The organism is Pseudodesulfovibrio sp. JC047 (assembly GCF_010468615.1).
GTDB lineage: Bacteria > Desulfobacterota > Desulfovibrionia > Desulfovibrionales > Desulfovibrionaceae > Pseudodesulfovibrio.
In genome coordinates this window covers 39,386-60,366 of the sequence record NZ_WUEH01000012.1, presented here as the reverse complement: position 1 = coordinate 60,366, position 20,981 = coordinate 39,386, and the positions used below count along the sequence as shown (strand labels likewise).

The 20,981-nt window shown below is 54.9% G+C and carries 22 protein-coding genes; 13 read left to right on the top strand and 9 right to left on the bottom strand.

The genetic code is table 11. The features are described 5' to 3' along the window. The first annotated feature begins 141 nt into the window (after positions 1-141). The 4 genes from GO013_RS09680 (at position 142) to GO013_RS09665 (ending at position 4,526) form a co-directional block, all read left to right on the top strand. Positions 142-948: a hypothetical protein gene (locus GO013_RS09680; protein ID WP_163810569.1), complete on the top strand. Its 807-nt coding sequence runs from the start codon at positions 142-144 to the stop codon at positions 946-948. A 47-nt stretch (positions 949-995) separates the two neighbouring features. After that, positions 996-1,778: a potassium channel family protein gene (locus GO013_RS09675; protein WP_163810567.1), complete on the top strand. Its 783-nt coding sequence runs from the start codon at positions 996-998 to the stop codon at positions 1,776-1,778. A gap of 9 nt (positions 1,779-1,787) precedes the next feature. After that, the gene (locus tag GO013_RS09670; protein WP_163810565.1) at positions 1,788-3,407 is read left to right on the top strand and encodes a cation:proton antiporter family protein; all 1,620 of its coding nucleotides are present in this window, start codon (positions 1,788-1,790) and stop codon (positions 3,405-3,407) included. A gap of 138 nt (positions 3,408-3,545) precedes the next feature. Continuing rightward, positions 3,546-4,526: a 4Fe-4S binding protein gene (locus GO013_RS09665; protein WP_163810563.1), complete on the top strand. Its 981-nt coding sequence runs from the start codon at positions 3,546-3,548 to the stop codon at positions 4,524-4,526. Between the two features lie 16 nt (positions 4,527-4,542). Here the strand turns inward: GO013_RS09665 and GO013_RS09660 are convergent, their stop codons facing one another. Together GO013_RS09660 and GO013_RS09655 are read right to left on the bottom strand one after the other, a co-directional pair. Then, complete coding sequence (locus GO013_RS09660; RefSeq protein ID WP_163810560.1) at positions 4,543-4,875, bottom strand: TraR/DksA C4-type zinc finger protein; 333 nt, start codon at positions 4,873-4,875, stop codon at positions 4,543-4,545. Continuing rightward, a complete protein-coding gene (locus GO013_RS09655; RefSeq protein ID WP_163810558.1) occupies positions 4,872-6,032 on the bottom strand; it encodes an aminotransferase class I/II-fold pyridoxal phosphate-dependent enzyme in 1,161 nt (386 codons plus the stop codon). The genes GO013_RS09660 and GO013_RS09655 overlap by 4 nt, the downstream gene beginning before the upstream one ends. Before the next feature lie 51 nt (positions 6,033-6,083). Between GO013_RS09655 and GO013_RS09650 the strand changes: the two genes are divergently transcribed. From GO013_RS09650 to GO013_RS09635, 4 genes are all read left to right on the top strand, one after another. Then, positions 6,084-6,704, top strand: a complete 621-nt coding sequence (locus GO013_RS09650; protein WP_163810556.1) for an SDR family oxidoreductase — start codon at positions 6,084-6,086, stop codon at positions 6,702-6,704. Positions 6,705-6,858: 154 nt separating this feature from the next. Continuing rightward, the gene (locus tag GO013_RS09645; protein WP_163810555.1) at positions 6,859-7,032 is read left to right on the top strand and encodes a hypothetical protein; all 174 of its coding nucleotides are present in this window, start codon (positions 6,859-6,861) and stop codon (positions 7,030-7,032) included. 4 nt (positions 7,033-7,036) lie between these two features. Next, positions 7,037-7,981 carry a phosphotransferase gene (locus tag GO013_RS09640; protein WP_163810552.1) on the top strand — a complete coding sequence of 315 codons (945 nt, stop codon included), beginning with the start codon at positions 7,037-7,039 and terminating at the stop codon, positions 7,979-7,981. Then, complete coding sequence (locus GO013_RS09635) at positions 7,978-9,432, top strand: YdiU family protein (RefSeq protein ID WP_163810550.1); 1,455 nt, start codon at positions 7,978-7,980, stop codon at positions 9,430-9,432. The genes GO013_RS09640 and GO013_RS09635 overlap by 4 nt, the downstream gene beginning before the upstream one ends. 128 nt (positions 9,433-9,560) lie before the next feature. Here GO013_RS09635 and GO013_RS09630 read toward each other — a convergent pair whose 3' ends face one another. From GO013_RS09630 to GO013_RS09605, 6 genes are all read right to left on the bottom strand, one after another. After that, on the bottom strand, positions 9,561-10,850 hold the full coding sequence (locus GO013_RS09630) for a hypothetical protein (protein WP_163810548.1): 1,290 nt from the start codon (positions 10,848-10,850) through the stop codon (positions 9,561-9,563). A gap of 76 nt (positions 10,851-10,926) precedes the next feature. After that, positions 10,927-11,340 (bottom strand): cytochrome c3 family protein, encoded by a 414-nt coding sequence (locus GO013_RS09625; RefSeq protein WP_163810546.1) that lies wholly within the window; start codon positions 11,338-11,340, stop codon positions 10,927-10,929. A 171-nt stretch (positions 11,341-11,511) separates the two neighbouring features. Then, entirely contained in the window at positions 11,512-12,258 is a 747-nt protein-coding gene (gene cobJ, locus GO013_RS09620) for a precorrin-3B C(17)-methyltransferase (RefSeq protein ID WP_163810544.1), read from the bottom strand. Then, positions 12,251-13,279: a cobalt-precorrin 5A hydrolase gene (locus tag GO013_RS09615; protein ID WP_163810542.1), complete on the bottom strand. Its 1,029-nt coding sequence runs from the start codon at positions 13,277-13,279 to the stop codon at positions 12,251-12,253. The genes cobJ and GO013_RS09615 overlap by 8 nt, the downstream gene beginning before the upstream one ends. 154 nt (positions 13,280-13,433) lie before the next feature. After that, positions 13,434-14,693: a glutamate-1-semialdehyde 2,1-aminomutase gene (gene hemL / locus GO013_RS09610; protein ID WP_163810540.1), complete on the bottom strand. Its 1,260-nt coding sequence runs from the start codon at positions 14,691-14,693 to the stop codon at positions 13,434-13,436. A 27-nt stretch (positions 14,694-14,720) separates the two neighbouring features. After that, a complete protein-coding gene (locus tag GO013_RS09605; RefSeq protein WP_163810538.1) occupies positions 14,721-15,197 on the bottom strand; it encodes an Lrp/AsnC family transcriptional regulator in 477 nt (158 codons plus the stop codon). Between the two features lie 141 nt (positions 15,198-15,338). Here GO013_RS09605 and GO013_RS09600 point away from each other — a divergent pair, with 141 nt between their 5' ends. The 5 genes from GO013_RS09600 to GO013_RS09580 are packed head-to-tail and all read left to right on the top strand — an operon-like array spanning position 15,339 to position 20,130. Beyond that, positions 15,339-16,331 carry an NAD(P)H-dependent glycerol-3-phosphate dehydrogenase gene (locus tag GO013_RS09600; protein WP_163810536.1) on the top strand — a complete coding sequence of 331 codons (993 nt, stop codon included), beginning with the start codon at positions 15,339-15,341 and terminating at the stop codon, positions 16,329-16,331. 14 nt (positions 16,332-16,345) lie between these two features. After that, positions 16,346-16,624 (top strand): hypothetical protein, encoded by a 279-nt coding sequence (locus tag GO013_RS09595; protein WP_163810534.1) that lies wholly within the window; start codon positions 16,346-16,348, stop codon positions 16,622-16,624. 13 nt (positions 16,625-16,637) lie between these two features. Beyond that, the gene (locus tag GO013_RS09590) at positions 16,638-18,140 is read left to right on the top strand and encodes an SDR family oxidoreductase (protein ID WP_163810532.1); all 1,503 of its coding nucleotides are present in this window, start codon (positions 16,638-16,640) and stop codon (positions 18,138-18,140) included. A 7-nt stretch (positions 18,141-18,147) separates the two neighbouring features. Further along, positions 18,148-19,278 carry a cobalt-precorrin-5B (C(1))-methyltransferase CbiD gene (cbiD, locus tag GO013_RS09585; RefSeq protein WP_163810530.1) on the top strand — a complete coding sequence of 377 codons (1,131 nt, stop codon included), beginning with the start codon at positions 18,148-18,150 and terminating at the stop codon, positions 19,276-19,278. Positions 19,279-19,287: 9 nt separating this feature from the next. After that, entirely contained in the window at positions 19,288-20,130 is an 843-nt protein-coding gene (locus tag GO013_RS09580; protein WP_163810528.1) for a glycosyltransferase family A protein, read from the top strand. Between the two features lie 50 nt (positions 20,131-20,180). Here the strand turns inward: GO013_RS09580 and fsa are convergent, their stop codons facing one another. Next, entirely contained in the window at positions 20,181-20,831 is a 651-nt protein-coding gene (gene fsa, locus GO013_RS09575; RefSeq protein WP_163810526.1) for a fructose-6-phosphate aldolase, read from the bottom strand. Positions 20,832-20,981 lie beyond the last annotated feature (150 nt).

Here is a 20,981-nt window from a genome sequence, read left to right as displayed (position 1 = left end):
TCGCCAATATAGTCAAGCTCAACAACACTCAGGACACCGTATTGATCCGTCTCGCAAACGTGCTTTTATCGCATAAAAAAGATATGTATGACCCCATTGACTTGGCGTCTTGCTTCAAGGAAACTAGAGACAGGAGTCTCAATGAACCGTTTTCGTTTTTTCTTCATACTACTCGGGCTAATCCTGTTCATCGCAAGCGGGGGCATCGCTCGTGCCCAATCCCTGACGCTCTCGATCCCCGGATACTCCGATGGCAGTCACCGGTATTTTGTCGAACTCTTGTCTTCCGCACTCGCCCAGGCCGGGCATACAACCATTATCCGTCAGGTATACGACATACCACACCTGCGAGAATTGGACATGTTGGACAAGGGTGAATTCAACGTGCTGTGGCGGGTCCGTTCCGAAGAAAAGGACCGACGCTATCTTCCGATTCCCGTCAATCTGACCAACGGCATGGTAGGGAAACGCATTCTTCTGGTTCCTCCGGCCCAAAAAAACGACTACCGCGCAGTTTCGACACTTCACGATTTCAAGAAACTCGGAAAAATCGGCGGACTCGGCTCTCGCTGGTTCGACGCCGATGTCTGGAAAGCAAATGACCTACCCTACTTGGAAGTTCCCCAATGGCATCACATTTACGGCATGGTGGCCAAAGGCACTCGCGGCGTGGATTACTTTTCCCGAGGCATGAATGAGATTCTCCGTGAATCCGAATTGCATCCTGACCTTGCCATCGAGCCGCATATTCTCATTATGTATGATCGCGACTTCATTTTTTATGTCAGCCCCACGCAACCACAACTTGCGCAAATACTCTCTGATGCGCTTGAAAAAGCGAAAAAAACAGGTTTGATAGACATACTCATCGCCAAATATTGGGCCAAATCCATCAAGCGACTCTCCATTGGGACCAGAGCCGTCATTCATCTGAACACTCCACAATAAAAAAGACAGACCGGCACACGAAAAGTCTCAAGACAAAGAACACCACCATGAAAAAAACACCGACCGCCTCATTCTGGCTCATCGCCTTCACTCACTTCGTCCCCTGCTTTTTCATCGGTGTCTTTCTGTTGTATGTCCTCAGTGGCATCCTTCCCAAAGAAACCGTGACCGCTCTGGCCCAAGGCATGTTTGGCAAGGAGGACATACTCATCGGCATCTGCAACGGGCTTCTCACCGGGGGAATTGTCTTCCTCTTTCACATCAACCGCAATCGACGCATCAAACGCAGGCACAAACAGTCTTCCCACCCCTTCCAACCAACAGAAATACTCTATGCCACCATTCTCGGATTCATCGGCGGTGCGCTCGACGTCCTGCTTCTGCTGCACGCCGAAGGGGTCATTCTCGTCACCATCGTGGTCATCTTCATTCTCGCCTGGCACCTGAAAATTTTCAATCACCACATCATAAAGATGCTCAAACCCGGCAACATTGCCACTTGGGGTGACGTCTCCGAACTCATGCGCATCTATATGACCATGCTTGCCGGATTCACGCTGCTCAATGCAACGCTGGAAGGCGCACACCTTTTGCTCGGCAGTCGTCCTCCTTTCGGATTCATGATGGATGGAGGAGATATTTTTCTCAATTCCCTCTATTATACGGTCGTGACCATGACCACCTTGGGATTCGGCGATTTTGTCCCCTCCACATGGGACGGCAAACTCATGCTCATCGTCCAATGCCTGGTCAGTTACGTCATGTTCGCGCTCATGGTCGGCATCATCACTCGTGGTGTCGTTCAAGTACAAGACTCCCAGAAAACCTAGGATTCCTTCATGTATATCGACCCCCTCGTCATCGTCTGTGCCTTTGGATTCGGCTATGTTGCCAGCCGGACAGGGCTCCCTCCATTGGTCGGCTACCTTGTCGCGGGATTCATTCTTTCCACACAGGGATACACGACCGGACCGATCATTCAGGAAATCGCCGACATCGGTGTCACGATTCTCCTGTTCACCATTGGGCTGAAACTCAAGATCAAGAGCCTGCTCCGTCCCGAAGTCTGGGCCGGGGCATCCCTGCACATGCTCATCACCGTGACACTCTTCACCATCGGCCTCCTTGGTCTGGCGGCCTCCGGCTTGACATTTTTCACGGATCTGGATTGGCGAACCGCCGCATTGATTGCCTTTGCCCTCAGCTTTTCTTCCACGGTATTCGCCGTCAAAATTCTTGATGAAAGCGGCCGTTCCTCGTCACTCAACGGACGAACCGCCATCGGCGTCCTCATCATTCAGGATATTTTCGCGGTCCTGTTCCTCGCCTTTTCCACCGGCAAAATCCCCTCGGCATGGGCCATTGCGGTCATTGCGGCCCTGCCTGTGGCCCGCTGGCTGTTCATGCGCATCCTCAACCGTATCGGGCACGGCGAATTGCAAATCCTGTTCGGGTTCTTCCTCGCCTTTGTGGCAGGAGCCTGGGCCTTTGACATCGTGGGACTCAAGGCGGACCTCGGCGCGCTCATCATGGGAATGCTGCTCGCCCCTCATGCCAGAGCCAGCGACCTCGCCACATCGCTTTATTCCATCAAGGATTTTCTTCTGGTCGGTTTTTTCCTGGAAATAGGACTCGCCGGGCTTCCGTCGATCAACACCCTGAACGCGGCCCTACTTTTTGTCCTGGCCACGCCCATCAAGGTCGCCCTGTTCTTTTTTCTGTTCACCCGATTCCGTCTGAAAGCCAGAACAAGCCTGATAACCTCATTCAATCTCGCCAACTATAGCGAATTCGGTCTGATCGTCTGCGGAGTGGCCGTTGCCAACGGCTGGCTCAGTCGCGACTGGCTGCTGGCCCTGGCTGTGGCCATGTCTCTTTCCTTTGTCATCGCCTCACCATTCAATGCCATGGCTGACAGGCTCTTCAACACCTTTCGCCGAATGCTGAAGCGATTCGAAACAGTGGAACGGCACCCAGATGAAGAACAATACGACGCCGGGACCTGGCAGATCGTGGTCGTGGGCATGGGCCGAGTCGGGACCGGAGCCTATGCATATTTCACGGACAAATTCGGCCCGGTCGTGCTGGGAATCGACTTCAACGCCGACACCGTGGATGCCCTTCAGGAACGCGGAAAACAGGTTCTTCTCGCCGATGTCACGGACCCGGATTTCTGGCACAAGCTCCCCACCATTGGAGCCAAAGTCTCGCTGGTCATCCTCACTGTACCAAATCTGACATCACAGCTCTTTGTTGTCGAGCGACTGAAACACCGTGGATATTCGGGAAAAATCGCGGCCATGGCCACGTATGATGATGAGGTCGAAATCCTTCAGGAAGCCGGTGTCTCCACATCGTTCAACGTCTTTGCCGAAGCGGGAATCGGGCTGGCCTCCCACATCTGTCGGGAAATGGACATATCCTCCATCGAACCGCACGCGACCAAAGACTCCGCCTGATGCTCACCACACAGTTCCAGACCGTGCGGTCACGTCATCCACACAATCCATTTCTTCGTTATCGTGTGCATGATCTGCACACAGTTGCCCTTCACTCCGGCTTGGTATAGGAACCCCACCAAATCCAGTAGGTATTCCATGAAACAACGTATCACTCCCACCACATTTCGTCTGACCGTCCAAGCAGCTTTCACCCTTTTCTGTGCCTATGTCGGATTCCGATTCGCGGCCTTCATGGCCTGGGCACTTGGCACATCCCAAATCTTTGTTCCCAAACCCGGCGCGGTCGAAGGGTTCCTTCCCATCAGCGCGCTCATGGGGTTCCGTCAATTCCTGCACTCCGGGACATGGGATACAGTCCACCCTGCGGGTCTGGCCATCTTCATTGCCATTCTGCTCATGGCCGTGCTTTTTCGAAAAGGATTCTGCGGGTACATCTGCCCGGTCGGATTCATTTCACACCTTCTGGAACTGGCGGGACGCCGACTGCATCTGGCCATCACTCCCCCCAAATGGATCAATTTCCCCCTGATGGGCCTGAAATATCTGCTTCTGGGCGGCTTCTGCTATGCCATTTTTTCCATGACTCCCCAGGCATTGGAGTCATTCATTTCCAGCCCGTATAATCGGGTCTCCGACGCAAAAATGCTCGCATTCTTCACCAATCCGTCCGCCCTGTCGCTGTCCATACTCGGCGGATTGCTCGTGTTGAGCCTCTGCATTCGGAATTTCTGGTGTCGATATCTCTGCCCATACGGCGCGTTGCTCGGCCTGCTCGCCTGGTTCAGCCCTGTCGCCGTAAAACGAGACACGACCCAGTGCATCCACTGTGAAAAATGTACAGATCACTGCCCGTCCGGGATTACGATCCACCAAAAAACCGTGGTTCATTCACCGGAATGTCTCGGCTGTGCTCAATGTATTGAAGCCTGTCCGGTTGAGGACTGTTTGTCCATGGGATTGCCGGGAGGCAAACGCATCCCGTGGCTGACCGTCGGCATCGGAGCCGTGGCCACGCTGTTGCTGGTCTGGGCCTGGGCCAAGGCGACCGGGCATTGGGATTCCACCATGTCACCGGCCATGCTCAAACGGATCTACATGATGATTCTCGGGGCATAGTCCCCGCTGGCTGGGATCAGTCTGCACACTCCACGCACAGTTGCGTCTCGGGCATGGCCTTGAGCCGCGCCATGGGGATCGGCTCATCACATTCGACACACAGCCCGAAATCCTCGTCGTCCACCCGCTCAAGGGCCGCCTTCAAACGAACAAGCCGGATCTTGCATTTGGAGAGTTGCGCCTTGGTCACGGACTGATTGACGATCGTATCCATCCGGGAAATACGGCCAATGGCATTATCCGGCGCAACAGGCTGCACCAATGTCTCCAGTCGAGGAATCTCCGTCTTCAAACCGTCGATTTCCGCCTGGGCATATGCTCTGAATTCCCTTTTTTGCGCGTCAGTCATAACTGAAGCCCTCTCAATCGAGTCATGGCATCCTCCAAGGCATCCATCTGTTTGGCAAAGCAGAAACGGGCCAGCGTTTCTCCGGTCGGGCCGGAATAAAACGCCGACCCCGGCACACAGGCCACGCCGGTTTTTTCCAACAGGAACATGGCCCGCTCCCGAGCTGTCCGACCCGGAAGCGCGGTGACGTCAGCCAACGTATAATACGCACCCTGGGGCCTGTGCGGCGTCAATCCGATATCTTCCAACGTCTGGCAAAAAAGATCTCGTTTGAGCTGATGGTCGTCTGATATCCCTTGATAATACTCCGGTCCCAACCGCTCCAACCCCCTGGCCGCACCGACCTGCAACGGAGCAGGCGCACAAATATACACCAGATCACTGAAATGCCCGATAGCCAAGGCCCATTCTGGATCGCACACGGCATAGCCGAGCCGCCAACCGGTCACGGCAAAGACCTTGGACAACCCGGAAATGGTGATGGTCCGCCGAGCCATGCCCGGAAGGGTGGCCGGGCTGATGTGCTCCCGACCATCGAATACGAAATGTTCATAAATTTCATCCGTGAACACAAACAAATCATGGGCTTCGGCACACGCCGCAATCACGGTCAATTCTTCACGGGTAAAGACCTTGCCCGCCGGATTGGACGGGGTATTCACAAGAATGGCCCGCGTTTTTTTCGTGATCGCACGCTCCAGATCGTCCGCAGTAAACGCCCACTCCGGCGGTTCGAGAACCACCGGAACCGACGTAACTCCCAGCGAGGCCAGGGTCGTGACATGATATCCGTAATACGGTTCGAATACGAGGACCTCGTCGCCTTCATCGAGCAAGGCAAGACAGGTGGCATAAAAGGCACCGGTTGCTCCAGCGGAAACCACGACCTGCGAGTCCGGGTCCACGTCCATACCGGTGTATCGTTTCTGCTTGGCAGCGATGGCCTCACGAAACCGGGGTAGCCCGTCATATCGGGTATAGGTATTGAATCCGGACCGCATGGCCTCTTCCGCACCGGCAACGACTTCATCTGGCACGGGCAGATCACAGACCCCCTGAGCCAGGTTCACTCCACCGACTTTCGCACACTCCAGCGTCATGTTTCGTATCTCGGATTGAGCCACTAATTGTCTGTGCTTGCCCATTTTTAGTGTCATGGTGTATACTCTTTATGGTCACGTGTTTTTTTTAGAGAAAGGATACCGTATATGACTTCTCTCAGGAATAAAACCCTTGTGGTGACAGGGGCATCCAAAGGCATTGGGGCAAACCTGGCCAAAGAACTGGCCCATGATGGCGTCAACCTCGTCCTTGGCGCCAGAACGGAATCGGGACTTGAGAAGACCCGTGACACCTGCCGCAGTTACGGCGTCCAGGCGGAAAGTCTGGCCGGTGACGCCTCAACTGCGGCCGTTGCCAAAAAGCTTGTCAAAACCGCTTACGACCTTGGCAATTTTCATGGTTTTGTGCAGGCCGCCGGGATTTTCAAACCGGGACCACTGGTCTGGGACATCACTGAAGACCACCTCCACGAGGTCATGAACGCTTCAGTGGGCGCGGCCCACCAATTGATCCGATATGCCGTCCCCATTCTGCTACGAAAAGGCGAAGGATTGGCCATTTTCTTTGGTTCTGACGGTGCTGAACAAGCGCAGCCAGGAATTGGAGCCTATTACGCAGCCAAGGCAGCAGAAGAACATCTGGCACACCAACTGGCTGTCGAAGCCCCAAGCATCACGACCCTTATCTGGCGGCCATATGTGATGCAGTCCATGGACCCGACCGACTCCGGGGACACCGAACTGCTCAAAAACGTCTTTACCGCATAAACACCTATCGTTGTCCGATGGCCAAATGGCCTCACGCAACAGCCGAGGCTGAAAAAAAGAACGAGTCATGGACATATACAACCACGCCCTGACCATGGTAAACGTGGACTAGCTGGAAACCATGACTCATCAGATCAAGGCACAGAGGCAAAACATGCCCGAAACACAACGAATCAGAATGAAACAGATGCTCGCCGAACAACTGGACGGCCAGATGGAAGCCCACCGCTCCGCCATCGATACCCACATCCCGGTTTCCGAACAAACACTCATCCGCGAGAACATGGACGCACTGTGTCTGGCCCTTGGTCTTGCCAGGAAGTATTGACACCATGAAAGACCATCTGTTGCTGTGGGACCTGGAACCAGGCAGACCACGACCAGACATACAATTACCGGGAAGCCCCCAACGATGCCTCCACCGCGCACCAGTGGAAGATCGCTCAGGCACGGTCTGGATACTTGAACAGCTCCGACCAGACCAACTCGAACGACGCGAGCAGATAGGGCACTGCCTCGCGACCCTCGCCCAAAAAGATCTCCCCATCCCCGCATACCGTGCCGACCGCAATGGCCACTACGTGGTGAAACAGGATCACGCGTTTTTTCAACTGTCCCCCTTTGTCCCCGGGACACCGCTGCCGCAACCCGACTACATCGAAGATCGAACACGCGGCCATGCGCTGGGTCAATTTCTGGTCGCGCTCCACGAAGCGGCTCCGAATCTTCAGAAATGTGACGCGGCCACACCATTCAGACTGGAAACATACATCCATGAACTCATGGAGACGCTGGCTGTCCGGCATCCGGAAATCCATCACGCCCTGATCCCGATCCAGGACGGACTCTCTCCTCTTTTCGAAGCATGGCCCGATCTGCCAACCACACTCTGCCACGGCGACTTTCACCCTCTGAATATCATCTGGCAGGAGCACGAAGTGGCGGCGGTCATCGACTGGGAATTTTCCGGCGTTCGACCTGCCCTGTTCGATGTGGCCAACTGCCTGGGGTGTGTCGGCATCGAAGACCCGCTGGCCCTCATTCGGGGCCTGTCTCCAACGCTCTTGGCCACTCTGAACACGGCAGGGTATCTTGAAAACGACGCATTCACACTGCTTCCAGAGTTGATTCTGGGGATGCGGTTCGCGTGGATGTCCGAATGGCTCAGACGAAATGATACGGAAATGATCGACATCGAAATTCAATACATGCAGCTGCTCGCCAACTCCATCGACACCCTGTTGCCGGCCTGGAAAAACCTTTTGGGACATCCATGATATTCGACAACACCTATGCTCGGCTCCCAAGCCGCTTTTTTCAACAAATCAGCCCTGTCGTCGTTGAAAAGCCCAGTCTCATTCGTATCAACACCCCGTTGGCAAAAGAACTGGAACTCCCTCTGCCAGACAATCAAATACAACTGGCGGAACTCTTTGCGGGCAATATGTTGCTCGACGGGATGGACCCCATTGCGCAGGCCTATGCAGGCCATCAATTCGGTCATTTTGTCCCCAAACTCGGCGATGGTCGGGCTGTGCTTCTGGGAGAAATTCTCACGAGCAAAGACGCTCGGTTCGACATACAGCTCAAGGGATCCGGGCCAACAACTTTTTCACGCGGTGGTGATGGCCGCTCGCCCTTGGGACCGGTTATCCGGGAATACATCGTCTCTGAAGCCATGCACGCACTGGGGATTCCGACCACCCGCGCACTGGCCATGGTTCTGACGGGTGAAAAAGTCCACCGGGAAACCGAACTTCCCGGAGCCATTCTCACACGAATCGCCCGCAGTTTCGTTCGAGTGGGCACCTTTGAATTTTTCGCGGCCCGACAGGATGTGGACGGTCTAAAACAGCTCACTGATTTCGTCATACAGCGACTCTACCCCGAAGCACTGGACACGGAAATCCCGGCAGCAACACTTTTGGCACTCATTTGCGACAGTCAGGCCCGTCTGCTGGCCAAATGGATGAGCGTGGGGTTCATTCATGGAGTCATGAACACCGACAACACCGCTCTTTCCGGCGAAACGATAGACTACGGTCCATGCGCTTTCATGGATCACTATGATCCGGCCCAGGTCTTCAGCTCCATCGACCATCAGGGACGCTATGCCTATAACCAGCAACCATTGATCGCCCAATGGAATCTCGGATGTCTGGGAGGGTGTCTCATGCCGTTGTTCCATGCGGATGAAGATGCTGCCACGGACATCGGCGAAACCGTGCTCGCGACATTCACCCCGACCTTTGCCCACCACTACCGCACGGCCATGTGTGCCAAGATAGGGCTGTCTAAAGAAAGCGATGACGGGTTCGCCCATGTCAAACGTCTGCTCGAACTGATGCATCAGGACCATGCGGATTTCACCGAAACCTTCCGCCGTCTGAGTGGCGCGGTCACAGAAACGTCCTCATTCGCTGCGCTATTTTCAACGCACCCCGAAATCGAGCACTGGCTCTCGGACTGGCATGTCCTTCTTGGTCGGGAACCCCGATCAAAGGAATCCATCATTCAGTCCATGCGAGCCACCAATCCCGCCTTCATCCCCAGGAATCATCAGGTTGAAAAGGCCATACAGGCAGCCGAAACACATGGGGATTTTTCCAAAACGCACACCCTCATCACCCTGCTTGACGCACCGTTCTCGGACCAACCGAAGTATGCGGAATACCTGCTTCCACCAACACCATCCGAGCAGGTCAAACAGACCTTTTGTGGGACCTGATCCCACAAAAAAAGATCAGGACCGACGCGTCACTTTCAGACACGGGAAGCTGATCTTTTTCTGCTGCATAACAGCAATCTGACCATAAGCACCAAACCGACGCAAAAGCCGAATTGGAATCTATAGCATTATTCGTCCAAATCGTTGGCCAACGCCACGATCTCCTCACGGATTATACGTGCGGCGACAGCCGGGACCATCTGGGCAATATCGTCTCGCAGTCGTTTTTCGAGATCTTCAACACGAGATTCAAGCGCGGCAACCGTGTCCTGCAATTCCGCGATGGTCGCGGCCTCGGTTTCCGAACACACGTCTTCAAGCAATCCATCCACATCCAGATCATCGGCCATGTCATACTCGGCGTCGGGCGACACTCTCTCGGGAATCTCCACGTCTTCAAAATCCTCGACCGCAATATCCATGCCCAGACCATCATCGCTTTCAGCGTCAATGACATCCGAAACATCAACATGGTCAAGCAAGCTGTCCACGTCTTCGATGGCATCATTTTCCAGTGCCTCAAGGCCTGTCAAATCGCTGTCCACCTCGGTGGAATCCTGTGTATTCTTACGAATCTGGTTAAACACATTTCCAGCAACAACCGCACTGGCCGGAACTTTCTCAGCCGTCGGCTCAACATCGGATTCAGACTCGGGTTCATCCATGATCGAATCAATGGCTGCCTCGGACACGGCCTGTTCCACAGGAATGTCCTCCACAAAAGATTCAACTGGTTCATTTTCGGTTATGTTTTCAGAAACAGAAAAATTTTCTTCGGATTCAGACTCGCTCTCGTCATCCAAAAGAGCGTCCGCATCCGAGTCACTCTGACTCTCGGGAATCACGTCGGTTCCATCCCCGAAACTGTCGGCTTCATCCAACAACTCGTCCAATTCCGGAATCGCATCGTCTGCGGACTCGGATTCAATCACCAAATCATCCAACTCAATGATTTCTTCCGCGCTCTCCGGCTCGAATTCAGGCTCGGAGACTTCGGCGATATCGTCAATCAGGGCTTCGACCTCGGCCACTTTTTCGTCGGAAACAACGGGCACTTCATCATCGAGAATCAACGGTTCATCCGAATCCTCTTCAACGATATCTTCGAGCACGATCAATTCGTCATCGTCGTCGAATTCTTCGACCACAGGCGTCTCGATCTCCTGAGTCGCATCATCAGTGGATTCGATGACGTCGTCCAACACAATGACGTCGTCCTCCACAACCTCGTCGAGCACAACAGGCCCATCATTGCCATCGGACGGAGCATCTTCCAGGTCGTCAGCAAAAAGGTCTTCAAGCTCCTGTTCAAAATTTGCATCCACGGAATCGGGATCCAATCCGTCCTTTCCGGGCACATTTTCATTCAAAAGCTCACTGACATCGACGTTTTTGTCATGGGGAGAAGCCGGGGTCATATCGACCTCCTGAGAGAAGATTAAAAAAAAGAGGGAGCCGTCTTTGAACAGCCCCCCCTCGAATTACCCGAGCGTTTTACTTCTTGGGGTGGCAAGCCTTACAGCTTACGGGAGCTTTCTTGTTGCCGGCTTTCTTTTCAGCCTTGTGGCAACCCAGACAGGAAGTCTTGGACTTCTTGTTATGGAAAGCCTGGTAGAAACCTTCAGGTTTCTTCTTGGCAGCCTTGCTGGCATCTACGTGACAGCCCTCGGCGGCACAGCTCTTGACTGCGTCTTTGGACTCGTCCTTGTGGTGACAGACCAGACAGTCGATGCCGGAATCGGCATGCATCTTGTGCGGAAAGTCAACGGGTGTCTTGGTCGCCTTCACGCCCTCAGGGGCAGTGATCGTAATCTGGTCCGGAGCGGCATTACCGGCGATAACCGCAGGCAAGGCGAACACGCACACCAGAGCAACAACCATCAGGCTGATCATCAGTGATTTCTTCATTGAGTTAGTTCCTCCTGTTGCATAAAAAAAAGATAAACAGTCACACTCTCTACTGAGCGGGATAAATAAGTATCCCCCCCCTGTCAAGGAAGGTACGCTACCGTAGACTTTCGCTTTTACCTGATAAAGCCCCTTCAAGGCAAGGGCCTTTTCCGAGTTTCCCCACTCGTATCAGATATCATATTTTCGGTGATAACCCCGTGGTGTCAACATACGGCCACCCGTAATCCGGGTTGCGGAATTCCCGACAATGAGCACGGTCTGCATGTCCACTGTCTCCACATCGACCTGATTCAAAGGCACCGCCGTGACGGATTGGCCAGGACGATATGCCTTGCCAACAACACCGACCGGGGTTTCTGGTGAACGGAATTTCCCGATAATATCAAGCGCTTTGCGCAACTGGTCATGCCGTTTTCGGGAACGCGGATTATAGATGGCGATGACGAAATCCGCTTCTGCCGCAGCCGAGAGTCGTTTTTCGATACGTTCCCACGGTGTGAGCAGATCGCTCAGACTGATCGAAGCAAAATCGTGCATGAGCGGTGCTCCGAGCAGGGCAGACGCCGCATTGAATGCGGCCACTCCGGGAATAACCTCGAACGGAATGGTCTCAAGCAGATTTTCCGCTTCGAGAATTTCCAGAATCAATCCGGCCATGGCGTAAATGCCAGCGTCGCCGCTGCACACCATCACGGTTTTCTTGCCAGAACGGGCACAGTCCACCGCAGCCTTCACGCGTTCCACTTCACCCATCATACCCGTGGACACGATTTCCTTGCCTTCCAACAATTCAGGAGGCGTCAACTCAATATATCCCTTGTACCCGGCGATAACATCCGCATCCTGCAAAGCCGCTCGGGCGGCAGGGACCAAGAGGCTCTCGTCACCGGGTCCCAAACTCACTGCTTTAATCATTCCGCGTCCTCGCAACAGCCAAGGTCACTGTACTGGTTTTCTGTTTGGTCACGATCAACTCTCCACCATGGGACGCGAGCAAAGCTGAAGCTTCGGCCACCGAAGGTACAGCCATATGAGCAAGCACCATGTCGGACGGGGAGGGAACATCAATAGAGGCAAGCTGTTTGGTCGAATAAAAAACCGGCTCAACGCCAAAATCTTCAGCGGCTTCAAGCAATCCGACTTCATTCCGTTTTGCTTCCACAGACCCGAGAGAGGCAACGCTCTTCAAAGCAAGTCCTTTTGCCGCGAAAATCGTATGAACATGGTCAAGAATTTCTTCCTTGGACACGTCACGACGGCAGCCGATACCCATATGCAATGTCCGAGGATGCAGGCACAACGCCCCTTCCGGGCAATCATTCTGCCAGGAAACCCAGACACCAGGCCGGGACGTATCCCAATCCTCAACCGAATTCACGCCTTCAAAGTTCATATTCCAGGCAAGACCGAGCCAATCTTCGGGATCATGCAACTGCACCAGCAACCCTTCCAACAAGGCCATATTGACATACTTCACCTTGCTGATATCGCCGATGGCCAATCCCCGAGACTGCGCCAGCATGTCGATGGACAAAACACCCACGGAATCCGTGGCCGTGGTAATCACGGGTTGTCCATCCATGACCCGCGCGCACTGCGTGGCCAATTCATTGGCACCCCCCAGATGGCCGGACAACAGGCTGATGGCAAACTTGCCTTCCTGATCCAGACACACCACTGCGGGGTCGGTTTCCTTGCTTTGCAAGTGCGGAGCAAGACAACGAACAACAATCCCGGATGCGGCAACAAAAACGTGCGCATCAAACGCATTGAAGGTCGCGGCGATCAAATCGGAAAGCGAATCGAACGGAGTGGCCCCTTCGGCCTCAAGACGTCGGGACGCATACACAGTCCCGCCCAACTTCACAGCCAAACGGCTGACAATGGTATGCCCCTTACTGGTCAGGGCGTAATACGCTATTTTTTTTGCTGTCATTCTCTATCTTTATCAGCGTCATGCATGATTCAAAAGTGAAAAAGTGAAAAAATACCCCTCGGCAAAAAGAGGAAGCACTATCAACTTTACAATAAAAACAGGCCGATACGCGCGGCGCATCGACCCGGTTTTCGACTCAACCAAAAACTCTCGACTAGAATTCAACCTTTCGGGCTGCATCCAGTGTTTTCTCAAAATCCTCGTCCGTATGGGCGAAAGATGTAAAGGCGCACTCGAAACCGGCCGGGGCCAAATAAATACCCTGAGCGATCATCTGTTGCCAATAGGTGGCATATGCCTCTCCGTCACATTCACCGGATTCAATCATATTGGTCACCGGCTTGTCGGAAAAATACATGGTAAAAGCTGAACCAACCTGCACAAGATGAACAGGTTTGCCCTTTCCGGAAATGATGGATGCCAGTTCTTCGGTAAACGCGGTTGTCCGGGCTTCCAGAGCGTCATAATCACATTCGCTCAAACGGTTCAAGGCTGCCACACCAGCAGCCATGGCCACCGGGTTGCCGGACAGTGTTCCTGCCTGGAATACGCCGCCGACAGGGGCCATGTGTTCCATGATTTCCCGCTTGCCGCCAAAACATCCCACCGGGAAACCGCCGCCGATGATCTTGCCGAGCGTGGTCAGGTCCGGGGTGATGCCGAACCGTTCCTGCGCGCCACCACGAGCGACCCTGAATCCGGTAATGACTTCATCAAAAATCAGCACTGCACCGTATTCGGTACACAAATCACGCAATCCCTGAAGGAACCCGTCCTTGGGCTTGACCAGTCCCATGTTTCCGGCGACCGGCTCCACGATGACACAGGCAATCTCGTCACCGGACTCCTTGAACAGGGCCTTGACCGCCTCAAGATCGTTATACTGGGCGAGCAAAGTGTGACTGGTCACTGCTTCCGGGACACCGGGCGTTCCAGGCACAACGGCTGCGGCAGAACCGGCAGCAGCCAAGAAGGCGTCGGCATGACCATGATAGTTACCGATGAACTTCACGAACTTGTCCCGGCCCGTGTAGCCCCGAGCCAGACGCAGAGCGGACATGGTGGCCTCGGTTCCGGATGAAACCATGCGCATCATATCCATGGAAGGAACGATCTTGTTGATGGCTTCGGCCAGAGCGACCTCACCAAAACAGGGCGCGCCATAGCTTGATCCCTGATCGATGGCCTTGTGTGCCGCTTCGGACACGGCAGGGTCCTGATGGCCGAGAATCTGCGGTCCCCAGGAAAAGACGTAATCGATATACTTGCGACCTTCCACATCGTAGAGATACGCGCCTTTGGCGTTCTCGATGAAGACAGGTTCAGCGTTGACGTACTTGCAGGCACGCAGGGGCGAATTTACACCGCCGGGCATCAAGGTCTGGGCCTTGGCAAAAAGTTCTTTTGAGTTCATGACAGCCTCGGATTCGTGTCGATTGGATTATTTGAAATAGACCATGGAGGTTTTTTTCAGTTCTTTCAGGGACCGCAGGACGCAGTTGTCATCAATACCGATGATCTGCTCGAGTTCGGCCACCACTTCCTGGGCATGGCCCGGTCGTTCACCATGAATCATGGTGTAAAAATTATACGTCCACTCCGGGTAGGTACGCCGAATGTAGCAATGGGAGATTTCGGATCGGGCCGAAAAGATTGCACCGACCTCGTCTGTCCGCTCTTCCGGCACACGCCAAGCCACCATGGCATTGTGACCATATCCGGCCTGCTGGTGTCTGAGCGTCGCTCCAAAGCGGCGAATAATCTTGCGCTCCTTGAGATCAGCCAAAAGATTGAGCACATCCTGCTCGTCCACTCCCACTGTCTCGGCAATGGTTTTGAACGGCTGCTCGGTGTCCGGCAAATCAGTCCCGGCCAGCGCGAGTATCCTTTCCTCGGTCTCGGTGAATTGTATAGCCATGGGAGGGTCTATACATCTGGCTGTAACAGGATGCAACCTTGTGCACGCACCCGCCTTTATCCAGTCGGAACTGGGGACTTGCCACCCGCTCCCAGCATACGTATGCTGCACAATCGTAGAGAGCACCAAAGGAGTTTATCCATGAAAATAGCAGTTCTGGGCGCAGGCGCATGGGGTACCACCCTGGCCGACATGCTCGCAAAGAACAATGTCAATACAACCCTGTGGGCACGTGAACCAGAAGTGGTCACCGCCATTCGAAAAAACCGGGAAAACACCACGTTTCTGCCGGGTGTCACCCTGTCCGAAAAACTCAACGTCGAATCCGACCCCGAAATCGCCTTTGCCGAAGCCGATTACTTTCTGGTCGTCATTCCGAGTCAGTTCATCCGACCAGCCCTTGAAGGATTCCGCGACATCCTGCCGGACAACCCGGTTATCGTCTGCGCATCCAAGGGCATCGAACTGGATACTCTGGCCCCCATGTCCCGTGTCGTCGCCGAATCACTCGAAGGGAAACGCCCCCGTTACGCCTCGTTATCCGGCCCGTCCTTTGCCGCCGAGGTATCCGCTGACATGCCCACCTCAGTCTCGCTGGGATGTGAGGATCACGAACTTGGCCGCGAATTGCAGGAAGCCTTTTCCACCCCGTATTTCCGCGTCTATTTCACCCCCGATTATCGCGGTGTGGAGCTGGGTGGCGCGGTCAAGAACGTCATTGCCATTGCAGCCGGCATGGCCGATGGTCTCAACTTCGGGCACGATGCCAGAGCCGCACTCATTACCAGAGGACTGGCCGAACTGAGCCGTCTGGGAGAAGCCATGGGCGGTCAGGAACGGACCTTCATGGGACTTTCCGGCATGGGCGATCTGGTCCTGACCTGCACCGGCGACCTGTCTCGCAACCGACAAGTGGGCCTGAAACTCGGACAAGGACAAAAACTCAACGACATCATCAATGACATGCACGCGGTGGCTGAAGGCGTCAAAACCACCAAGTCCCTGCATGACCTGTCACAAAAACTCGGCGTGGAATTGCCCATCACCGATCAAGTGTATAAGATACTCTATGAGGACAAAGACCCGGCCCAGGCCACTCGCGACCTGATGAACCGGAACCTGAAAGACGAATAACCCCGGGAGTCGCCATGCGCCAGCTCGTTTTCACCGTGAGTCTCACCCTTTTGCTCCTTGCCCTGCTCCTGTTTTCAGGCTGTTCAAGAGCGTGGTATCACACCGATCTCAGCGGCGCGGCGGCCGACAAACAATTCGCCAAGGACACGGATACTTGCAAGTTCAATGCACTGGACCTGTATCCATTGGACAAACGCCAACAGGCCGTCCAATACGAAAAATGCTTGCGGGAAAAAGGCTGGATACCCCAGCGAGATTACGATGGGTATCGGTTCGAAACCAAACCCCGGTAAGCAGAGGGACGGCATGACACACGGCCCGATTCTGGTTCTCGGTTCCACCGGCTATGTCGGAGGCCGACTGGTTCCCCTGCTGGTGGAAAAAGGATTTACTGTGCGCGCTGCCGGACGCAGTGTGGACAAGATCCGGGGACGGTCATGGGGACGCAATCCCCATGTGGAAGCGGTACAAGCGGATATGCACGACGCGGCCAGCCTGACCCGTGCGGCCAAAGGGTGTTCCGCAGCCTATTATCTGGTCCATTCCATGAGCGGTCCGAGCCGGGATTTCGCGGCACAGGAACGCGATGCCGCGTACAACATGGTCACAGCAGCGCAAAAAACCGGCCTTTCGCGTATCATCTATTTAGGAGGACTGGGGGAAGATCACGCAGACCATCCGTTGTCCAAGCATCTCCGTTCCCGGGCCGAAGTCAGTCGAATTCTCGCGCTGGCCCCGGCTTCGGTGACCACACTGCGCGCCGCCCAAATCATCGGCTCCGGGTCCTCATCATTCGAATTGGTGCGGTATCTGGCGGACCGATTGCCCTTCATGCTCACCCCCAAATGGGTCCGCACAAAAACCCAGCCCATTTCCATCCGTAATGTGCTCGACTATCTGATCGGCTGCCTGGAAACCAAAGAAACAGCCGGCTTGACGCTGGATATCGGCGGCCCGGACATCCTGTCCTATGAAGAACTATTTCAACTCTATGCCGAAGTTGCGGACATCCCGAAACGGCGCATCCACGCGTTGCCGTTTCTCTCGCCCCGACTGTCGTCCTTCTGGGTCTCCATGATCACTCCGGTCCCCATGACACTCTCCCGCTCCCTGATCGAAGGATTGCGCAATGAAGTCATCTGCCGGGACAACCGTATCCACTCACTCATTCCCATCCACCGCATGTCCTGCCGGGATGCCATCCGACTGGCCCTCGACAAGACCGAACACAAACAGGTCGAAACCTGTCTGTTTGACGTGGGCAGTGCCTGTCTGCCGGAATGGGCCTCGGTCAATGACCCGGATTATGCCGGAGGCACCCGTTTTGAAATGGGCTACGCAGCCCGATTGCAGGGAGACCCGGACAAGGTATGGGAGGTCGTTTCCCGAATCGGCGGTGAACAGGGGTGGTATTATGGCGACTCACTCTGGCGCATTCGGGGACTGATCGACCGGCTGCTGGCCGGTCCCGGACTCCGGCGAGGCCGACCATATGGCACCGAAACGCCACGCGTGGGCGATGCATTGGATTTCTGGCGAGTGATCTCCAGCGACCCCGGCAAAAAACTGTTGTTGCTGGCAGAAATGCGACTACCAGGCGAAGCCCTGCTCGAATTCAAGCTCGATGCGCATTGGGGCAATGCCGTGGACCTGTCCATGACCGCAAAATTCCTCCCCAAGGGCCTGACCGGCATTCTCTATTGGTACGCCATGTATCCATTCCATGGCCTTTTATTCAAAAACATTCTCAAAAATATCTCCGACCTGGCAGGGACGCACTTGTATCAACCGCCTCGTCGTGTCGCCTAGGATCATCATGTCTAAAACGCTTCGTACCGGACGAACCACGGGGTCGTGTGCTTCGGCAGCGGCCATGAGTGGCGTCATCGCTCTTCTGACCGGCTCCCGCCCAACGGCGGTGGACGTCCCTCTTCCTCCCGGAGGCTCCCTTTCCGTCCCCATCGAACGATACGAGCCGGACGGCGAAAACATCCGCGTCACGGTCATGAAAGATGGTGGCGACGACCCGGATGCGACCCACGGGACGGAAATCCAGGCCGTGGTGTCCATCGAGTCATCCCATGAACACGGGCTGTCCGTGGACATTGACGGCGGAACCGGTGTTGGCCGCGTCACCCTACCGGGGTTGCCCGTGGCAGTGGGCAAGGCAGCCATCAATCCCGAACCACTCAGGCAAATCGAGACAGCTATTCGAGCGGGTGCCGGTGCGCTTGAGGGCAAACGCATTGTCGTTGTCATCGAGGTGCCAAATGGTGCGACCATTGCCCCAAAAACCATGAATTCCCGACTCGGCATTATCGGCGGCATTTCCATTCTGGGCACACAGGGTATCGTCAAGCCTTTTTCCCACGCCTCATGGATCGCGACCATTGAAGAAGGATTGGATGTGGCCAAGGCGCAAGGTCTGGACACCGCCATCTTCACCACGGGACGACGGTCCGAACGACTGTATCAGGAAGCCCATCCACACATCCCGGAACTGGCCATGATTCAGGCCGCAGACTTTTTCGAATCCGCCATGCAGGCCGCAGCAGAGCGACACTTTCCCCATGTCACCTGGTCCCTGTTTTTCGGCAAGCTGGTCAAACAGGCCCAGGGGCTGCCATACACCCATGCCAAGACCCACCCCGTGGATTTCGACAGGCTGGCCAACTGGTGTGAAAGCCTCGACGTGGCCGCGCACCATATCCCGGTCATCCGGGGTGCGAATACTGCGGTTCAGGTGCTCGCCATGCTAGAGAACGATCCGGCCCGGCCCGCGCTCATCGATCTGCTGATCCGCAAGGCCTCGGCTTCAGCCACGGCCTTTGCCGACGGTCGCTGCACGGTTTCGTACATGGTCTTCGACTTTGACGGACGCACACTGGGAACGTCACAGCCTGCGACCGACACAGCCAAATATTCAAAAGAAACGCCTTCAGCATAGGGAACGTCCATGCCACAGGTCTCGATCATCATTCCCAACTACAATTACGGTCATTTCTCGGACCGCCTTTTCGGGTCCATTGCCGCGCAAACCCTACCGCTTGAAACAGTGGAAATCCTTTTCGTGGACGACGGCAGCACCGACGAATCCGTGGCAAATGCAACGCAATGGGCGACCCGATTGCCCTGCGCCCGTTTCGAAATCCTTCAACTGGACCACACCGGCTCTCCCGGCCCGGTCCGCAATGCGGGGCTGGCCACGGCCACTGGTCACTATCTGCTCTGCATGGACGCGGATGACTCCCTGTTGCCCGACTTCCTCGCCCGGTGTGTCAACACGCTCGACACAACGCCGGACACCGATATCGTCTACACGGATTATCTCGAAAAAGGCCTTCACTCCGCTCGGAAAGTAGCATTACCGAAATTCAATCAGGGACTGCTCCGGACACAAAATATCCTGCCGAACACCGCCATGTATCGTCGATGGATCTGGGATGCCGGTATCCGGTATCGCACCACCACAGAATATGAAGATTGGGATTACTGGATACAATGCGTGATGAAAAAGGCGCGTTTTCTCCACCTCCCCACCCCGCTTTTCATCTATGAGATGCACTCAGCAAACTTTTCCCACACCGCACGGGACCACGATGGACATGCCAAGGCCACCATCGTCAAGAACAACCCACCCTTTTTTCACCCAACGGTGCAGGAATGGGCTGAAGGACTCCTCCGAGGCAGACTTCACGCTCACCCCTTTCAACGGGGATACATCCCGACCCCGATCGACATCCGCACCTTGCTGAAAACGGTTGAACGCAGGGGTATCACCGCACCAGACGCGCCATAATCTGAAACAGAGGCCTCATCATAAGACAATGAGACCTCTGTTATTCACACCTATTGATTTTTTTGAAAGGCGTCCCAATCAGCCAAAAATGCAGCCAGCCCCTTGTCTGTCAATGGATGGTGCATAAGCTGCATGATCGTGGCATAGGGCAGGGTGACGACATCCGCACCGATCAGCCCGGATTCGATGACATGCATGGGATGCCGCACCGAAGCGACCAGAATTTTGGTGGTGAAACCGTAATTATCAAAGATGGTCCGCATCTGATCCACGCACTCCATGCCGCTCTGACCCAGCCCGTCAATCCGGCCCACAAAAGGAGACACATAGGTTGCCCCGAGCTTGGCAGCCAGCAAAGCCTGTGACGGTGAAAAAACCAACGTGACATTGGTCTTTATTTCCCGTTCATGCAGCACCTTCAACGCCTTGAGTCCTTCGGGAATCATGGGAATCTTGACCACGACGTTCGGCCCGAATGTCACGAGGTCCATGGCCTCCTCGATCATGGCCTCGTGGGTGGTGGCGATCACCTCCAACGACACCGGACCGTCCACGGCTTCACAAATCAACGACGCCTGCGCTCGCCAATCTCCGCCCTCCCGAGACATCAATGTCGGGTTGGTGGTCACCCCATCAAGCAGACCGAGTTCATTCACTTCATGTATCTGATCCAAATTCGCTGTATCCAAAAAAAATTTCATCCGTCCTCCTTCTGAAGCGGAAACACCATGCTCCGCACATCAATTCCCGCGAGCATAGCACAGTCGAAAAAAAGTGGAAACCAACCGCAAACGTTTTCGATACCATGCTATTCTCCTTTCCCCTTTGTCCGGATTCGTTTACATTGACGG

Coding starts and splice junctions, on each gene's coding strand:
- GO013_RS09680 (WP_163810569.1), top strand. CDS start 142: ATGAACCGTTTTCGTTTTTTCTTCATACTACTCGGGCTAATCCTGTTC.
- GO013_RS09675 (WP_163810567.1), top strand. CDS start 996: ATGAAAAAAACACCGACCGCCTCATTCTGGCTCATCGCCTTCACTCAC.
- GO013_RS09670 (WP_163810565.1), top strand. CDS start 1,788: ATGTATATCGACCCCCTCGTCATCGTCTGTGCCTTTGGATTCGGCTAT.
- GO013_RS09665 (WP_163810563.1), top strand. CDS start 3,546: ATGAAACAACGTATCACTCCCACCACATTTCGTCTGACCGTCCAAGCA.
- GO013_RS09660 (WP_163810560.1), bottom strand. CDS start 4,875: ATGACTGACGCGCAAAAAAGGGAATTCAGAGCATATGCCCAGGCGGAA.
- GO013_RS09655 (WP_163810558.1), bottom strand. CDS start 6,032: ATGACACTAAAAATGGGCAAGCACAGACAATTAGTGGCTCAATCCGAG.
- GO013_RS09650 (WP_163810556.1), top strand. CDS start 6,084: ATGACTTCTCTCAGGAATAAAACCCTTGTGGTGACAGGGGCATCCAAA.
- GO013_RS09645 (WP_163810555.1), top strand. CDS start 6,859: ATGCCCGAAACACAACGAATCAGAATGAAACAGATGCTCGCCGAACAA.
- GO013_RS09640 (WP_163810552.1), top strand. CDS start 7,037: ATGAAAGACCATCTGTTGCTGTGGGACCTGGAACCAGGCAGACCACGA.
- GO013_RS09635 (WP_163810550.1), top strand. CDS start 7,978: ATGATATTCGACAACACCTATGCTCGGCTCCCAAGCCGCTTTTTTCAA.
- GO013_RS09630 (WP_163810548.1), bottom strand. CDS start 10,850: ATGACCCCGGCTTCTCCCCATGACAAAAACGTCGATGTCAGTGAGCTT.
- GO013_RS09625 (WP_163810546.1), bottom strand. CDS start 11,340: ATGAAGAAATCACTGATGATCAGCCTGATGGTTGTTGCTCTGGTGTGC.
- cobJ (WP_163810544.1), bottom strand. CDS start 12,258: ATGATTAAAGCAGTGAGTTTGGGACCCGGTGACGAGAGCCTCTTGGTC.
- GO013_RS09615 (WP_163810542.1), bottom strand. CDS start 13,279: ATGACAGCAAAAAAAATAGCGTATTACGCCCTGACCAGTAAGGGGCAT.
- hemL (WP_163810540.1), bottom strand. CDS start 14,693: ATGAACTCAAAAGAACTTTTTGCCAAGGCCCAGACCTTGATGCCCGGC.
- GO013_RS09605 (WP_163810538.1), bottom strand. CDS start 15,197: ATGGCTATACAATTCACCGAGACCGAGGAAAGGATACTCGCGCTGGCC.
- GO013_RS09600 (WP_163810536.1), top strand. CDS start 15,339: ATGAAAATAGCAGTTCTGGGCGCAGGCGCATGGGGTACCACCCTGGCC.
- GO013_RS09595 (WP_163810534.1), top strand. CDS start 16,346: ATGCGCCAGCTCGTTTTCACCGTGAGTCTCACCCTTTTGCTCCTTGCC.
- GO013_RS09590 (WP_163810532.1), top strand. CDS start 16,638: ATGACACACGGCCCGATTCTGGTTCTCGGTTCCACCGGCTATGTCGGA.
- cbiD (WP_163810530.1), top strand. CDS start 18,148: ATGTCTAAAACGCTTCGTACCGGACGAACCACGGGGTCGTGTGCTTCG.
- GO013_RS09580 (WP_163810528.1), top strand. CDS start 19,288: ATGCCACAGGTCTCGATCATCATTCCCAACTACAATTACGGTCATTTC.
- fsa (WP_163810526.1), bottom strand. CDS start 20,831: ATGAAATTTTTTTTGGATACAGCGAATTTGGATCAGATACATGAAGTG.